We start from the raw sequence: 14986 nt of genomic DNA on the forward strand, positions 1-14986 counted from the left end.
GCGCCCGCCAGCACCAGCACCTCTGCAATGGTCACGTGCGGCGGCCGGGTCACCATAAATACAATCACCTCGGCAATATCCTCCGGCTTCAGCGGCTCGAAGCCTTCGTACACCTTCGCCGCCCGCGCCTCATCGCCCTTAAAGCGCACCTGCGAAAACTCGGTTTCCACTGCTCCTGGGTTCACCTCGGCCACCCGCACGCCGGTAGGCAGCAAGTCGAGGCGCATGGTTTTGGTAAGCATTTGCACGGCGGCCTTGGTGGCGCAGTACACGTTGCCGTTGGCATAAGCCTCCTGCCCGGCAATGGAGCCAATATTCAGAATAAAGCCCGTTTGGCGGGCCGTCATGCCCGGCAGCAGCGCGTGGGTCACGTTCAGCAGGCCGCGCACGTTGGCATCCAGCATCTGGTCCCAGTCGGCCGGGTCGCCGGCCTGGATGGGGTTCAGGCCGTGGGCACCGCCGGCGTTGTTCACCAGCACATCGGGCGCACGCAGTGCCTCGGGCAAGGTCTCTACCGCCGCATCTACCGCCGCCCGGTCGCGCACGTCGAACGTGAGCACATGCACCGGCACCGGGGCCAGTTCCGCCGCCAGTTCATCGAGCCGTTCGCGCCGCCGCCCGGTCACTACCAGTTGATATCCGGCCTTGGCCAGTGCCACCGCCGTAGCCCGGCCAATGCCCGATGACGCGCCGGTTACGAATGCAGTTTTCATGGTATTGTAAAAGGTAGTCGGTAGTGGATATTCGGTAGTCAGAATGCTTTTGTCCAACTACCGAATACCCAATACCGACTACCCGAATTTTAGTTTTGAATGTTAATGTACAGCGTCACCGAATTGGTGCTGATGCTTTGCAGGCTGTTGCTGAACACGTCATTGTGCCCCACCAGCAGGTTCTTCAGTCCGTGTGAAAATCGTATTTCCGGGGCCAGCTTAAACAGCGGATAAAACAAATCCAGACCCACGCCATATTCCAACGTCAGGTCGCTGCCGAGCGCCTTGAGTTGGTTGCGCAATGGGTCGCTACGGCGGTTGCTGGCCGTGACACTAGGGTTGATGCCGGCAATCATATACATCCGCGAGTTGCGTCGCCGGTCCGACTGATACTTAATCAGCAGCGGAAACTGCACCACCGTCGAGGTCACTTCTTGCGTCACCACCGAGTCCCGTGCCGGGTAATTGCGCGGCGTAAATTCCACTTTCCGCGTCAGGAAGTTAACCCCCGGCGCAAAGCGGAAAATAAACGGCGAACGAGGTCCACCAATCCGCGCATCGGCAATAAAACCCACGCCCAGGCTCGGGCTGTAGATGGAATTGGCCGTCACGTTCTGACTGGAGATATAGGCACTCGACTGCTCAATCACGAACCGCGAAGCGGAGCCGCTGATGTACATGCCCGGGTGAAACCACCGGTCATCGTAGCCCGGCAGATTGTTCACCGTGATGGATTTGAGCGTACCGTTTTTGCCCCGGTTGGCCCGCGACTGAGCTTTGCGCTGCGCCATGGCCGCCGTGGGCAGCAGCAGCGCCAGCAAGCCCAGCAGCATCAGGCGCTTTACTTCTGCGCGGTGTAAATGGAGCTTATGCCGAAGGTGAGTGGTTGCCATGCAGGTTCTTTGAAGCCGACTTTGGTCAGAATTGCCAGGAAATCGGGGCCGTCGGGGAAGGCCTGCACCGAGGCCGGCAAGTAAGTGTACGCCGACTGGTCTTTGGAAATCATCTTACCAAAAACCGGCAGTACCCGACGGAAGTAAAAGTTATACGCTTGCTTTAAGGGAAAAGCACTGGGCTTACTGAATTCCAGGATAACAAGTTTCCCCCCCGGCCGCAGCACGCGCCGCATTTCGGAAAGGCCCTTTTCAAGATGTGCAAAGTTGCGCACCCCAAACGAAGCCGTCACCGCATCAAACTCACCGTCTTCAAACGGCAGGTTTTCCGAGTCGCCGAGCTCCAGCTGAATGCGATGGCCCAGGCCCTTGGCGGCTAGCTTGCGCCGGCCCACCTCCAGCATTCCTTCCGAAATGTCGACGCCAGTCACCTGGGCATTGGGCGCGGCGGCTCGCAGCGTTTCAATGGCAAAATCGGCGGTGCCGGTGGCAATGTCTAGAATGCGGGCCGGGCGCAGGGTTTTCAGCTCGTCCACCGCTTTGCGCCGCCAGTAAATGTCGGTGCCTGCGCTGAGGAAATGATTGAGGAAATCGTACTTGCCCGCGATGGAGTTAAACATCTGGGCAACCTGCGATTTCTTGTCGGCGGAATTGTCTTTGTAGGGTACGACGGCCATGTGCGGGCGCAAAGAACGTTAATGAAGCGGGAAAATTGTTCTCCCCCAACGCCCAATCGGGCTGGTTTGTTAGCGGACACTGCCATAAAAGAAAAACAGCATTCCGAAACGCTTGATAATAAAAGCGGGCCGGACAAATTGCCCGGCCCGCTTCCCAACTTAGTAGCCTGAACGATAATTAGTTCTTAGCTTTTACCTTGGTTTTTTCACCGTTGGCATCCTTGGCTTTCGCGTCGAGTTCACCGTCTTTGGTGATGGTCTTCGATTTGTCGCCGGCCGAGCCTTTGGTTTTAACCTTCACTTTATCCGAGTCCTCGTCCACTTTGGTTTTCACCTTGGTGCCGTCGGCCATTTTCACTTTGCTCTTGCCGGGGGTCAGCGGAACAGCCGTGGTGGTCGTGGTCGTCGAGGAACCGCTCATGCCGGTGCCGGTGCCGCTGGTCGGAGCCGTCATGGTCGGCATCGATTCGCCTTCCTTCAGAACCACCTTGAACTCGTCGCGACGGTTAAGCTGCATATTCTCGGGCGAATCGTTCGGCGCGGCAGGACGACGCTCGCCGTAGCTCACGGTCGTCATACGAGCCTCAGCAACGCCCTGCTTCTTCAGGTAGTTGAAGGCCGCGTTAGCGCGGTTCTGGCCGAGTACCATGTTGTACTCGTCGGTGTTACGCGAGTCGCAATGGCCTTCAACCGAGATGTTGATGCCGGGGTTAGCCGTCAGCACCTGGCTGATTTCGTTCAGGGTCTTAATCGACTCCGGACGCAGCTTGTACTTGTCGGTATCGAAGTAGATGTTCTTGGTAGCGAACATGTTGTTCGCCGTAGTATCTACGTAGTTGATGTAGAAATTCTTCGTGATGGTCGTCGAGTCGTTCGTCGATACCGGCACGGCAAATTCCTGCGTCTCAATCGGCTTACCATCCTTGCTAACAGCTACCTGGTAGGTACGGCCCGAAAGCACAGCCACCTGGTAAGCGCCATCCGGCTTGGTAATATCGCGGAAGCTCAGGGCCGTTTTATCAGCCTGCGAACCGCTGAATACCAGCTCCACACCCGGAATTACCGTGGTGCTGTCTTTCGACGAGAACACCTTACCAACGATGTTGGCGTTTTTGATGTAGTTGATGGTGTAGATATCCTTCTCACCGTAGCCGCCGATGCGGTACGAGCTCAGGTAAGCGTATGAGCCATCGGGGCTCAGGCGGTAGTAGGAGTCATCGTCCGGCGTGTTCACGGGGTAGCCCATGTTCTGGGCCGGTCCCCACTTGCGGCCGGCTTCGTCGTACTCCGACTTGAAGATGTCGTAGCCGCCCATGGTGTTGTGGCCGCGCGACGAGAAGTACAGCGTCTTGCCGTCCTTGCTCAGGTAGGGGCTGTCGTCGTCGTACTTGGTATTGATGTTAGCACCGAGCGAACGAGCCGTACCCCAGTCCGAACCAGTAGAGGTGCGGGTAGAAGTGTAGAGGTCCAGCGTGCCATCTTCCGAGTATTTACCGGTCGAGAAGTAAATGGTCAGGCCGTCTGGCGTGATGAAGGCATCCGACTCAAAAGCTTTCGAGTTGATGTTGCCGTCCAGGGGTTTGGGAGCCGACCAGTCGCCACCAGTTTTGTCGGTCACGAAGATGTCACCGTTGTTGTCGTTGCGGTACATCAACATCTTGGTGTCGTTGTCGAACAACTGAATCGAGGCATCGTGGCCTTTGCCGTTCAGCACGCCGCTCAGCGAGCGGGGCTTCTGCCAGTTCTCGTCGTCAACGCGGGTGGCTTCGAAGATGTCTTCATAGTACTCACCGTCGGCGGCAACGCTCTTGTTCTTTTTGTCGCTCACGCTGCCGGTAGCGCCGGTTACGGCTTCGCCACGCGAGGTGAAGATGAGGATTTTATCATCCGACGAAATCACGGGGCTGTGCTCCGAGAATTGCGTGTTGATAGTGGGGCCCAGGTTCTTCACGAAGATATCCTTGGGCGAGTTGAACTGGATTTTCGCGTTTTTGCTGTGCTGAATCCACTGCGCCAACTCCTCTTTGCGCTGGTCGTTTTTCTTCAGCGTGGCGTTGTAGGCCTGGAAGTGAGCCACGGCCTCGTCGAAGTTGTAGTTGAGGTGGTCAACCCGGCCGAGCCAGTATTCCACGTCTTTCGAAACTTTCGGCTTCAGCTTCTGCGCTTTGTAGATGTAGTCGCTGGCCTTCTCCTTGTCGAACGACATGTAGGAAATGCCGGCGTTGAACAGCGCTTTGGCGTTGTTCGGGTCTTTGGCCAATACCTTTTCGTAGTAAGGCAGGGCAGCGCGGTAGTTTTCCTGCTCGAAGAACTTGTTGCCGGTTTTGAGGTCCTTACGCGTGCTTTGCGCCTGAGCCGGGGAGGCGATTGCGGCGGTGAGGGCAACGGCGCACGACGCTTGCAGTAACCTTCTGGATAAGTTGTCCATTGGAGGAGAGGTTTGAAAAAAAGAAATTTCTGAAGGGGTTGTAAGTGGAAATGCCACGCCGGAGGCAGCAGCAGGCAACTATATTTTGGGCTTATACTGAAAAACCACGATAGGGTTAGGCTTTAATGCGCATTTGCGCAGAAGGTAACCGGCTACCGGGCGTAAAAGCCCACACGGAGCCACGTCATGGCAACGCCAATGACGGGCAAAGATAGGCTGTTTGCTTACGAAAAGCGGTTTTTGGCAAAATTTCGGCCATTTCGGTGTGGTCGAGTGCGGCAGCAGTGGCCTGCTGGTTTGGCTGGCATGCCGCGCAAATATAGAAGCACCAATGAAATAGCCATTCATTGCTGCATTTTTATTTATTCATCATCGGGTTGCATTCCGGCGTAATTTTGCGGCTCGTTAATTTCCCGTTTATTCCCCGCCTTATCCATGATTATTCACGACGCGCGCTTTCTGACCAGTAATTCGCGGGCCGATTTGTGCCCCGCTCCTACTATGCCCGAATACGCTTTTATCGGCCGTTCCAACGTGGGCAAGTCGTCGCTTATTAATATGCTGACGGAGCGCAAGGGGCTGGCCAAAACGTCGTCCTCTCCGGGCAAGACGCAATTAATTAATCATTTCGTCATCAACGATAATTGGTTTCTGGTCGATTTGCCGGGCTACGGCTATGCCAAAGTGAGCAAAACCTCGCGGGCCGAATGGGCCAAGATGATTAATTACTATCTGCGCAACCGGGCCAACCTGATGTGCGTGTGCGTGCTGATTGATTCGCGCCACGCCCCGCAGGCGGCCGATTTAGAATTCATGGAAAAGCTGGGCGAAGAAGGCATTCCGTTCGTGATGATATTCACGAAGGCCGACAAGCAGTCGACGGCTCAGACCAAGGCGCTGGTGACCGACTACCTGCGCAAGATGAGCGAAATCTGGGACGAGCTGCCGCGCTATTTCCTGACTTCGGCCGAAACCGGGCTGGGGCGCGATGAGGTGCTGGACTTTATTACGGAGGTGAATAGCGAGTGGAAGGCCGATGCCGCCGCTAATGCGTAGATTGGCCCTTAAATTGCCAACCGCCCACTGGCCCGCACGGGCTGCGTTTTCCTCTCGTTTTTCCCCGCCCCTTTATTAACATCATGACCAAAAACATTTCCATTCCGCAGCTGGCCCTGGGCCTGTTGCTGATGGCTGCCGCGCCGGCCGCCGCCCAAACCACTCCTAACACTACGCCGCCCAAGTCCCAGACGGAGCAGGGCACCGGCATCGGCTCAGTGGGCAAATCCATCCCCGTGGCGGAGTACTACGAAGGTGGCCAGGTGGCCATGTACGAGTTTATTGCCAAGGAACTGCACTACCCGCCGATGGCCAAGCGCAACCGCATTCAGGGCCAGTGCATCATCAGCTTTCAGCTGAATGCCGATGGTACGATGCAGGACATGCGTATTGTGAAGCAGCTGGGCGGCGGCACGGGCGAAGAAGCCCTGCGCGTAGCGCGCCTGCTGAAGTTTAAAAAGCCGGAGCTGCCCATTCGGGCCAGCTTGCCCATTGTGTTCAAGCTGGGTGTGACGGGCTCGAACGCGCTGGAAGCGCAATAGTCCGTAGTTTTGCCCTGAAGAAGGACGAATGAGGAATGAAGCTGGTGAAATGCCCCACGGCGTTTCGTGCTTCATTCCTCATTCTTTGTTCTTCATTTCTCATTCTCAAAATTCCCAAAAATGCCCTACGAATTGCAAGAGTTGGCCGCTATCAGCGGCATGCCCGGCCTGTACCGCCTGGTGCGCGCCGCCCGCCACGGCGTGCTGGTCGAAAGCCTCGACGAAAAAGCAACCCGCACGCTGGCCCCGGCCCGCAACAAAGTGTCGCTGCTGTCGGAGATTTCCATCTATACCCAGGACCCCGAAGAGACGGTGCCGCTGACGGAAGTATTCGAGCGCATTTATCAGAAGCACGGCGCGGCCTCGCCCGTGACGGCGAAGTCGAGCGAAGGCGAGCTGACCGATTTCCTGGCCGGCGTGATTCCCGATTACGACCGCGACCGCGTGTACCTGTCCGATATCAAGAAGCTGGCCAGCTGGTACGACATCGTGAGCAAGCACCGCCCCTACCAGGAAGCGGCCGCCGCTACGGAAGCCACCGAAGAAACTTCGGCCGCTACGGACGAGGCTCCAAAGGCCAAAGCCAAATCGACCAAAGCTGCGAAAGCGGCTGAGCCTAGCGCTGATGAGCCCTTGAGCACTGGCGGCGTGATTGGCGCAGCGGATGAATCTTCCGATGCTGAAGGCAACCCGGAGGCTGCGGCCCCAGCTAAGAAAAGCCGCAAGAAGGCCGAGTAATTTCGACTTTCTTAAGCAACAAAAAAGCCGCTCCTGAAATCAGGAGCGGCTTTTTTGTTATAGTTGAGTGGAACGTCATGCTGAGCGCAGTCGAAGCATCTCTACCGCGTAAGTAATTTGTTTACTACTGCGGTAGAGATGCTTCGGCTGCGCTCAGCATGACGTTCTTTTTAGTGTTGTTGCCCACCGTTATTTCGCAGCGTCGGCTTTGGCTTTGGGCTCTTTGGCGGGCTGCTCTTTGGCAGCGTGCTGGTGCTGGGCAATGAGGGCTTCGGCTTGCTCCACCAGCTCTTTGCTGCCGATGAAGACGGGGCAGCGCTCGTGCGGGGCCTGGGGCTCAATTTCCATGGTGCGGCGGTGGCCGTTGCTGCTTTTGCCGCCGGCTTGCTCCACGATGAAGGCGAGGGGGTTGCACTCATACATGAGGCGCAGCTTGCCGTTGGGGTTTTTAGCGGTGGCGGGGTAGATGTAGATGCCGCCTTTGAGCAGGTTGCGGTGGAAATCGGCCACGAGTGAGCCGATGTAGCGGGCCGAAAAGTTATTATCCTTGCACTGCTGCACGAAGGCGGCCACGCCGGGTGAGAAGGAGTCGGAGCTGCCTTCGTTGATGGAGTAGATGGCCCCGGTTTTGGGGGTGATGATGTCGGGGTGCGAGAGGAAGAATTCGCCCAGCGAATGCTCGTAGGTGAAGCCATTCACGCCATTTCCGGTCGTGTACACCATCATGGTACTGGAGCCGTAGATGACGTAGCCGGCGGCCACCTGGTGGGTGCCGGGCTGCTGGCAATCGGCGGCGGTGCCTTCGCGGCCGGTGGGCGACACGCGGCGGTAGATGCTGAAAATGGTGCCGATGCTGACGTTGACGTCGATGTTGCTGGAGCCGTCGAGGGGGTCGATGGCCACCACGTATTTGCCCTGGTTGTTGCCGGTTTGAATCATCTCGTCGTCTTCTTCGGAGATGATGGTGCAGACTTCGCCGCCGTTGCGCAGGGCGCGGATGAAGCGGATGTTGGCGATGACGTCGAGCTTCTGCTGGTCTTCGCCCTGCACGTTCTGGCTACCGTAGGCCCCGGCGATATCGATAAGGCCGGAGCGGTTGATTTCTCGGTTAACTATCTTAGCAGCCAGGGCAATGTCGCGCAGCAGCTGGGAGAGCTCACCCGTGGCGTAGGGGAAATCCTCCTGCTTGCGCATGATAAAACGGTCGAGGGTGGTGCCGACGGGCAGGGCCAGTTTATTGTGGTCCATATAGCGGATTGGGAAATCGAATTGAGGTAGCGGGAATGCCCAACAAAGCTACTCTAGCCGGGGCGAAGTGCAATCGGTTGCTTTCGCGGTGGGGCCGGCAGGCTACCCTAAAAAGGCAGTGCGCTACCCAAAAAGGCTGGCGCACTGCCCAAGAAAGGTGGCACGCTGCCTGAAAAGGGTAGCGCACTGCCCTAACTCGGTGGCGCGCTACCCTGGACCGCTGGCGCACTGTCCGAAAACGATGCCGCACTGCCCATAAAGGGTGGCGTACCGCCTTATTTTGGTAGCGCACTGACCTGAAAAGCGCGTTTGCGGCCGGCGGCGCTACTTTTGGAGCCTATGGAGAAAATACAGGGACTTCAGGTGTATAAATTCGGCGGCGCGTCTGTGAAAGATGCAGCGGCTATTCTTAACCTCTGCCGCATTGTGCGGGACTTCGGGCCGCAGGGGCCGCTGGTGATTGTGGTGTCGGCAATGGGCAAGACGACCAATGCACTGGAAGAGATTTTCCAGCTGGCTTACGCTGGCAAGAGTTGCCAATCTCAACTTGCGGCGCTAAGAAAATACCATTTCGATACTATAGCAGGCGTCATCCCCATCAGCTTCGGCAGCGAACATGTTTATGACGAAACGGAAGCTTTGTTCAAGGAACTTGAGTCTCGTCTGAAGCAAGTCGACTTAAACGGCAATTTTGATGAGCAATATGACCAAGTGGTAAGCTTTGGAGAGCTATTGGCTTCCCGCGTGCTGGCGCTGCTGTTGGCTTGGTACGGACCCGTACACTATCTAGACTGCCGGCCCCTTATTCGAACGGACGAAAACTGGCGAGACGCTGGAGTAAAGTGGCCCGAAACCGAGCGAAACATCGCTGAGACGCTGCCCCTTCTGCTGGCAAAAGGCATTGTTGTCACACAGGGATTTCTTGGCGGCACGGCCGACGGCCGCACCACCACCCTCGGCCGCGAAGGCTCCGACTATACGGCCGCCATCCTGGCCTACTGCCTGCGGGCCGAGTCGGTGACCATCTGGAAAGACGTGGCGGGGCTGCTGAACGCCGACCCTAAGATTTTCCCCGACACGGTGCGCTACCCCGAAATCAGCTACCGCGAAACCATTGAGATGGCGTATTACGGCGCATCCGTCATCCACCCAAAAACGCTGAAACCGTTGGCCGACCGCAACATTCCGCTGCGCGTGAAGTCGTTTCTGGACCCGGCGGCGGAGGGCACGCTCATTCACGACTGCCAGCATCCGGCGCTGGCCCCGGCATTTATCCGGAAGACGGACCAGGCGCTGCTGTCGTTTGCGAGCAAGGACTTTTCATTTATCTCGGAGGAGAACATGGCGGTGATTTTTGGGGCGCTGGCGCAGGCCAAGCTCAAGATTAACGTGATGCAGAACTCGGCCATCAGCTTTTCGGTGTGCGTCGATTATTCGGAGCGGCGGGTGCATCAGCTGCTCGATTTGCTGCGCGAGCAGTTCACGCTGCACTACAACACGGGCCTCACGCTGTTCACCATCAAGAATTACGATGCGGCCAGCATTGCGCGTCTCACGGCCGGCAAGCGGCTGCTGCTGGAGCAGCGCACGCGGCATACGTTTCAGTTTGTGTGCCAGGGGTGAGGCGGGCGGCAAAGCCAACCCAGGCAGTAGATAAAGCGTTTGTCATCCTGAGCGCAGCGAAGGACCTTATCACGTTAGCACCTTATTGCTCATTTGTGATAAGGTCCTTCGCTGCGCTCAGGATGACAAATTATTTGAATAACCAATACCTATCCCCCTCCGCATGGCAGTTCTCGTGGGCAAGCGCGCCCCTTCCTTTAAGGCCACGGCCGTGATTGACGGCAAGACCGAAGAAGAGTTTTCGCTCGACCGCTACTTGGGCAAGAAGCACGTCCTGTTCTACTTCTACCCCGCCGATTTCAGCCGGGTGTGCCCCACCGAAATCCTGGCGTTTCAGGACCGGCTGGCGGAGTTTGAGCAGCGCGGCGTGGCTGTGGTGGGCTGCTCCACTGATTCGCACTACGCCCACTTGGCCTGGCAGGAAATACCCCGCGACAAGGGCGGCATTGCCGGCGTGACCTACCCGCTGGTGGCCGATGCCACCAAAACCATCTCGGCCAACTACGACGTGCTGGGCGGCCACTACGACTACGCCGAGCAGGGCGAAATGACTTTCGTGGGTTCGCCAATGTCTTATCGGGGCCTCTTTTTGATTGACCGCGACGGCATCGTGCGGCACCAATTAGTGAATGACCGGCCGCTGGGCCGCAGCCTCACCGAGGCCCTGCGCATGATTGACGCGCTGCAATACTACGAGAACAACGGCGAGGCCTGCCCCGTGGATTGGGAAGCCGATAAAGGGGTTTAATCGTGCCCCGAAACATCGACTAGGCGCGTAGTGCGTAATTTTGGGGCTTGCTTTTCCTCTACGATATCGCCCTGGGCCTGTATGGCCTGCTGCTCCGGCTGTTAGCGCCGTTTGTACCCAAGGCTGCGGCCTGGGTGGCGGGCCGGCGTGGGCTGTTGGCCCACATCCGAAATACGATTGGGGCCGATGCCGCGCCCCGCGTGTGGTTTCACTGCGCCTCGCTGGGCGAGTTTGAGCAGGGCCGCCCACTTATTGAGGCCTACCGGCAGGCGCATCCCGACACCAAAGTAGTGCTCACGTTTTTCTCGCCTTCAGGCTACGAAATCCGCAAAAACTGGCCGGGTGCTGACTACATCTTCTACCTGCCGCTGGATACCCGCGCCAACGCCCGTGCTTTTCTGGATATCGTGCAGCCCCGGCTGGTGGTATTTGTGAAGTACGAATTCTGGTATCATTACCTGAACGAGGCTTTTCAGCGTCGAATTCCGGCCATTGTCGTGTCGGCCATTTTCCGGCCTGAGCAGGTGTTTTTCAAGCCCTGGGGCGGCTTCTTTCGGAGAATCCTGACGCGCTTCACGCACATTTTCACGCAGAACGAAGCCTCGGCCCAATTGCTGCGCGATGCCGGAATTGACAAGGTGAGCGTGGCCGGCGATACCCGTTTCGATACCGTGGTGGCCACCGCGTTGGCCCCGGCCCGCCATTTGCCGCTGGTCGATGCCTTCGTGGCCGATGGCGCGCCGGTGCTGGTGGTGGGCAGCAGCTGGGCCGAAGACCTGCCCGTGCTGCTCCCGCTGCTGCAACGCTACGGCGCGGAGCTGCGCGTGCTCATCGCCCCGCACGAAGTCACGGAAACAAACCTGCGCCTGGTCGAAACCACACTACCAGGGCCAGTGCAGCGGTATTCGCTGGCCGATGCGGCTACCGTGGGCCTGTTCCGCGTGCTGCTGTTTGATAATGTGGGCCTGCTGAGTCAGCTTTACCGCTTTGGGGAGTATGCCTACGTGGGCGGCGCTTTCGGCAAGGGCCTGCACAACACACTGGAAGCGGCGGCATTCGGCTTGCCGCTGTTTTTCGGGCCTACGTATGGCAAGTTTCAGGAAGCCGTGGAGCTGGTGGCGATGAAAGGCGCGTTCCCCGTGCACAACGGCGCGGAGCTGGAAGCCGCCTTCACCTACCTCTGGAACACTGACGAGGCCCGCCTGCGCCTCCAGGACACCATTCTCGACTACGTGCACGACCAGGCCGGGGCCACGCGCACCATCATGGCCGCCCTGCGCACCCTCACTCCCACCCGATGAAAACCGCTGATTCTTACCTCCCCGATGGCCCCACCGGCCTGCTACACGGCATCGTGGTGAAATCCACGGGCTCGTGGTACATCGTGCGCGGCCTCGAAACCGGGCAATTGTACCGCTGTCGCCTGCGCGGCAAATTCAAGATAAAAGGCCTGAAAGCCAGCAACCCGCTGGCCGTGGGCGACCTGGTCGATTTCAGCATCGAAGCCCAGACCGAGGGCGCAGGCGTTATCTCGCACATCGCGCCGCGTCGCAACTACATCGTGCGCCGCTCGGTGCACAAAACCGGCCACGTCCACATTGTAGCGGCTAATCTGGACCAGGCGCTGCTGGTGGTTACGCTGGTGTCGCCGGCCACGTCATTCGGGTTTATCGACCGGTTTCTGGTCACGGCCGAGGCCTACCACATTCCCGTCACGCTGCTCTTTAATAAGACGGATTTGTACGACGAGGACGGCTTCGAGTACCAGGCCCAGATTGCGGGGATGTACGCCAGCCTGGGCTACCCCAGCCGCACCTGTGCCGCCACCACCGGCGAGGGCGTGGCCGAAATCGACCAACTGCTCGATGGCAAAGTAAGCCTGCTGGCCGGCCACTCCGGCGTGGGCAAAAGCACACTCATCAACGCCCTGGTGCCCGACCTCGACCTGAAAACCGCCGAAATCAGCGAATTTTCCGACAAAGGCGTGCACACAACCACCTTCGCCGAAATGCTGGAAGTGCGCCCCGGTACCTTCATCATCGACACGCCCGGCATCAAAGAACTGGGCCTCGTAGACCTGCCGCCCGCCGAGCTGGCCGGCTACTTCCCCGAATTCCGCGCCCTGCTGGGCCAGTGCCGCTACCACAACTGCCAGCACACCCACGAGCCCGGCTGCGCCGTGCGCGAAGCCGTGGACCAGGGCCGCATCGCCCTCCCTCGCTATGACAGCTATTTGAGTATGCTGGCGGGCGAGGATAACCGACACTAATTGAAATAGCAGAGACAAAAGAAAGGCGGCCACTCTTACATGAGTGGCCGCCTTTCTTTTGTCAACAGGTCGAGTTACTTCGCCGTGGGCAGCACCACGCTATCAATTACGTGGGTCACGCCGTTGCTCGAAATCACATCGGCAATTTGCACAGTGGCGGGGGCATCTTTGCCGTTCCCAACCATAATCTGGCCGTTTTTCACAGTGATGTGCAGCTTTTCGCCGTTCACGGTGGTCAGCTCCTGGCCGTCTTTCAGGTCGGCGGCCACGAGGCGGCCGGGGATGACGTGGTAGGTGAGCATGCCGGCCAGCTTGGCTTTGCTGGCGGGGTCCATCAGGCCGGCTACTGCGCCTTTGGGCAGCTTTTCGAAGGCCGCGTTGGTGGGCGCGAATACGGTGAAGGGACCCGTACCGCTCAGGGTTTCAACCAAACCGGCCTGCTTCACGGCAGCAACCAGAGTACTTACGCTCTTGGCACCGGAAGCATTGGCTACGATGTTTTTATCGGCCGTCATGGCCACGCCGTCCACCATCACGCCTTCGGGCTTGGCCATGCGGGCCGAATCACCAGCAATGGCCGCGAGGGAATCAGCTGGGTTTACGGTGCTAACGGTTTCGGTTTCGGTAGTAGCGGGCTTGTCGTTGCCGCAGCTAGCCAGCATTAGAGAGGTAGCGAGGGCAACCAACAGGGGAGCAAATGATTTTTTCATGAAACAGATAGTGTGAAAGAAGAAAAGCAGCTAAGCGAAAAAAGATAAACGCCGTAAGTAACCCTACGGCTGTGAGCTTACGAAGTAACAGCCTATGCCGGATGTTTCGTAAGCGCATCAAATTATTACCTTCGCCCGCCGAAAGCAGTAACTGCTTCCGGGAAATTCGTTTAATCCGCTAAAAATCTGCGATTCATGAAAACTGCCGAAATCCACACCAAGAAAGGTGTAATGAAAGTTGAGTTTTACGAGCAGGACGCTCCGAAAACCGTTAAAAACTTCACCGACCTGGCCGAGAAAGGCTATTACGACGGCCTGAAATTCCACCGCGTCATCCCGAATTTCGTGATTCAGGGCGGCTGCCCCAACACCCGCGAAGGTGCCAAAGGCCAGCCCGGCACCGGCGGCCCCGGCTACAAAATCGACTGCGAAACCAGCGGCGGCCACCAGTACCACGAGCGCGGCGCGCTGAGCATGGCCCACGCCGGCAAAAACACGGGCGGCTCGCAGTTCTTCATCGTGCACTCGCGCGACAACACCGCCCACCTCGACCGCGTGCACACCGTGTTCGGCAAAGTTGTGGATGGCGTGGACGTTATCGACAAAATTACGCCCAACGACGAAATTGAGAAAATTGTGGTGACGGAGGCATAGAAAATTCTTTGTCATCCTGAACGCAGTGAAGGACCTTATCACGCTCGAACGGCTTGTTCTGGCGTGGTAAGGTCCTTCACTGCGTTCAGGATGACAGCGAGGCTACTTCTTTTCCGGCGTCGGGTTCTCAATTTCCTGCACCAGCTGCCCGTACCAGCTCTCGCCATACTTGCGAATCAGCGGCTCCTTGAGAAACTGGTACACTTTCACGCCCAGCTTACCGCCGAAGTCACAGGCCGGGTTGCAGATATTCCACCGGTCATAGTTCAGCGCGTCGAACCCTTCGTATTTCGTAATGCGAATCGGATATAAGTGGCAGCTGATGGGCTTTTTGAACGTGGTTGCCCCGGCCAGATAGGCCTGTTCGATGCCACATTTCAGGATGCCGCGCTCGTCCCAGAGCGCATAGGCGCACTCCTTGTCGTCAATCGTGGTGGTGCTGAAATCGCCCTCCCAGTCCTTGATGTAGAGGCCCTGGGCCTCGATGGCGGCTTGCCCGGCTTCGGTGAGGAAGGGCTTGATGTTGGCGTATTCCTGCTCCAGAATCTTCAGCTCGGGCTCTTCGAGCGGCGCGCCGAGGTCGCCCTCCACGCAACAGGCCCCCTTGCAGGCGTCGAGGTTGCAGACGAAAAAGTTGTCGGCGATGTCATCGGAAATGACCGTTTCCTGGATAATAATCATTCACAA

15 protein-coding genes are annotated in these 14986 nt (G+C 58.0%); 8 read left to right on the forward strand and 7 right to left on the reverse strand.

Features of this window, described 5'->3' with window-relative positions; all coding sequences use genetic code 11:
* The 4 genes from AAFH49_RS10110 to AAFH49_RS10125 all read right to left on the reverse strand — a co-directional run.
* Window positions 1-713, reverse strand: a 713-nt coding sequence (locus AAFH49_RS10110) for an SDR family NAD(P)-dependent oxidoreductase (RefSeq protein ID WP_342297792.1), incomplete at its 3' end; no start/stop codon positions are given.
* 89 nt (window positions 714-802) lie between these two features.
* On the reverse strand, window positions 803-1606 hold the full coding sequence (gene porT / locus AAFH49_RS10115; protein WP_342297793.1) for a type IX secretion/gliding motility protein PorT/SprT: 804 nt from the start codon (window positions 1604-1606) through the stop codon (window positions 803-805).
* Complete coding sequence (ubiE, locus tag AAFH49_RS10120; RefSeq protein ID WP_342297795.1) at window positions 1555-2283, reverse strand: bifunctional demethylmenaquinone methyltransferase/2-methoxy-6-polyprenyl-1,4-benzoquinol methylase UbiE; 729 nt, start codon at window positions 2281-2283, stop codon at window positions 1555-1557. Before ubiE ends, porT begins: the two co-directional genes overlap by 52 nt.
* Before the next feature lie 178 nt (window positions 2284-2461).
* Window positions 2462-4711 (reverse strand): OmpA family protein, encoded by a 2250-nt coding sequence (locus tag AAFH49_RS10125; RefSeq protein WP_342297797.1) that lies wholly within the window; start codon window positions 4709-4711, stop codon window positions 2462-2464.
* Between the two features lie 435 nt (window positions 4712-5146).
* On the opposite strand from AAFH49_RS10125, the gene yihA reads away from it, so the two are divergent.
* The 3 genes from yihA to AAFH49_RS10140 all read left to right on the forward strand — a co-directional run bounded on the left by yihA (window position 5147) and on the right by AAFH49_RS10140 (window position 7047).
* Window positions 5147-5767 (forward strand): ribosome biogenesis GTP-binding protein YihA/YsxC, encoded by a 621-nt coding sequence (yihA, locus tag AAFH49_RS10130; RefSeq protein WP_342297800.1) that lies wholly within the window; start codon window positions 5147-5149, stop codon window positions 5765-5767.
* Window positions 5768-5850: 83 nt separating this feature from the next.
* Window positions 5851-6309: an energy transducer TonB gene (locus AAFH49_RS10135; RefSeq protein ID WP_342297802.1), complete on the forward strand. Its 459-nt coding sequence runs from the start codon at window positions 5851-5853 to the stop codon at window positions 6307-6309.
* Window positions 6310-6429: 120 nt separating this feature from the next.
* Entirely contained in the window at window positions 6430-7047 is a 618-nt protein-coding gene (locus AAFH49_RS10140) for a DUF5606 family protein (protein ID WP_342297804.1), read from the forward strand.
* 189 nt (window positions 7048-7236) lie between these two features.
* Here the strand turns inward: AAFH49_RS10140 and fbp are convergent, their stop codons facing one another.
* Window positions 7237-8295: a class 1 fructose-bisphosphatase gene (fbp, locus tag AAFH49_RS10145; protein WP_342297805.1), complete on the reverse strand. Its 1059-nt coding sequence runs from the start codon at window positions 8293-8295 to the stop codon at window positions 7237-7239.
* Window positions 8296-8634: 339 nt separating this feature from the next.
* Here fbp and AAFH49_RS10150 point away from each other — a divergent pair, with 339 nt between their 5' ends.
* The 4 genes from AAFH49_RS10150 to rsgA all read left to right on the forward strand — a co-directional run bounded on the left by AAFH49_RS10150 (window position 8635) and on the right by rsgA (window position 12935).
* Window positions 8635-9918 carry an aspartate kinase gene (locus tag AAFH49_RS10150; RefSeq protein ID WP_342297807.1) on the forward strand — a complete coding sequence of 428 codons (1284 nt, stop codon included), beginning with the start codon at window positions 8635-8637 and terminating at the stop codon, window positions 9916-9918.
* 163 nt (window positions 9919-10081) lie between these two features.
* Window positions 10082-10666 (forward strand): peroxiredoxin, encoded by a 585-nt coding sequence (locus AAFH49_RS10155; protein WP_342297809.1) that lies wholly within the window; start codon window positions 10082-10084, stop codon window positions 10664-10666.
* Between the two features lie 47 nt (window positions 10667-10713).
* Window positions 10714-11967 (forward strand): 3-deoxy-D-manno-octulosonic acid transferase, encoded by a 1254-nt coding sequence (locus AAFH49_RS10160; RefSeq protein WP_342297812.1) that lies wholly within the window; start codon window positions 10714-10716, stop codon window positions 11965-11967.
* The gene (rsgA, locus tag AAFH49_RS10165; RefSeq protein WP_342297814.1) at window positions 11964-12935 is read left to right on the forward strand and encodes a ribosome small subunit-dependent GTPase A; all 972 of its coding nucleotides are present in this window, start codon (window positions 11964-11966) and stop codon (window positions 12933-12935) included. Before AAFH49_RS10160 ends, rsgA begins: the two co-directional genes overlap by 4 nt.
* 74 nt (window positions 12936-13009) lie before the next feature.
* Here rsgA and AAFH49_RS10170 read toward each other — a convergent pair whose 3' ends face one another.
* Window positions 13010-13645, reverse strand: a complete 636-nt coding sequence (locus AAFH49_RS10170; RefSeq protein ID WP_342297815.1) for a fasciclin domain-containing protein — start codon at window positions 13643-13645, stop codon at window positions 13010-13012.
* Window positions 13646-13840: 195 nt separating this feature from the next.
* Between AAFH49_RS10170 and AAFH49_RS10175 the strand changes: the two genes are divergently transcribed.
* Entirely contained in the window at window positions 13841-14299 is a 459-nt protein-coding gene (locus AAFH49_RS10175; RefSeq protein WP_342297818.1) for a peptidylprolyl isomerase, read from the forward strand.
* 102 nt (window positions 14300-14401) lie between these two features.
* On the opposite strand, the gene AAFH49_RS10180 is transcribed toward AAFH49_RS10175, so the two are convergent.
* Entirely contained in the window at window positions 14402-14980 is a 579-nt protein-coding gene (locus tag AAFH49_RS10180) for a DUF3109 family protein (protein WP_342297819.1), read from the reverse strand.
* Between the last annotated feature and the right edge of the window lie 6 nt (window positions 14981-14986).

This window comes from Hymenobacter segetis, from assembly GCF_038448715.1.
In the GTDB taxonomy this organism is placed as follows: Bacteria; Bacteroidota; Bacteroidia; order Cytophagales; family Hymenobacteraceae; genus Hymenobacter; species Hymenobacter segetis.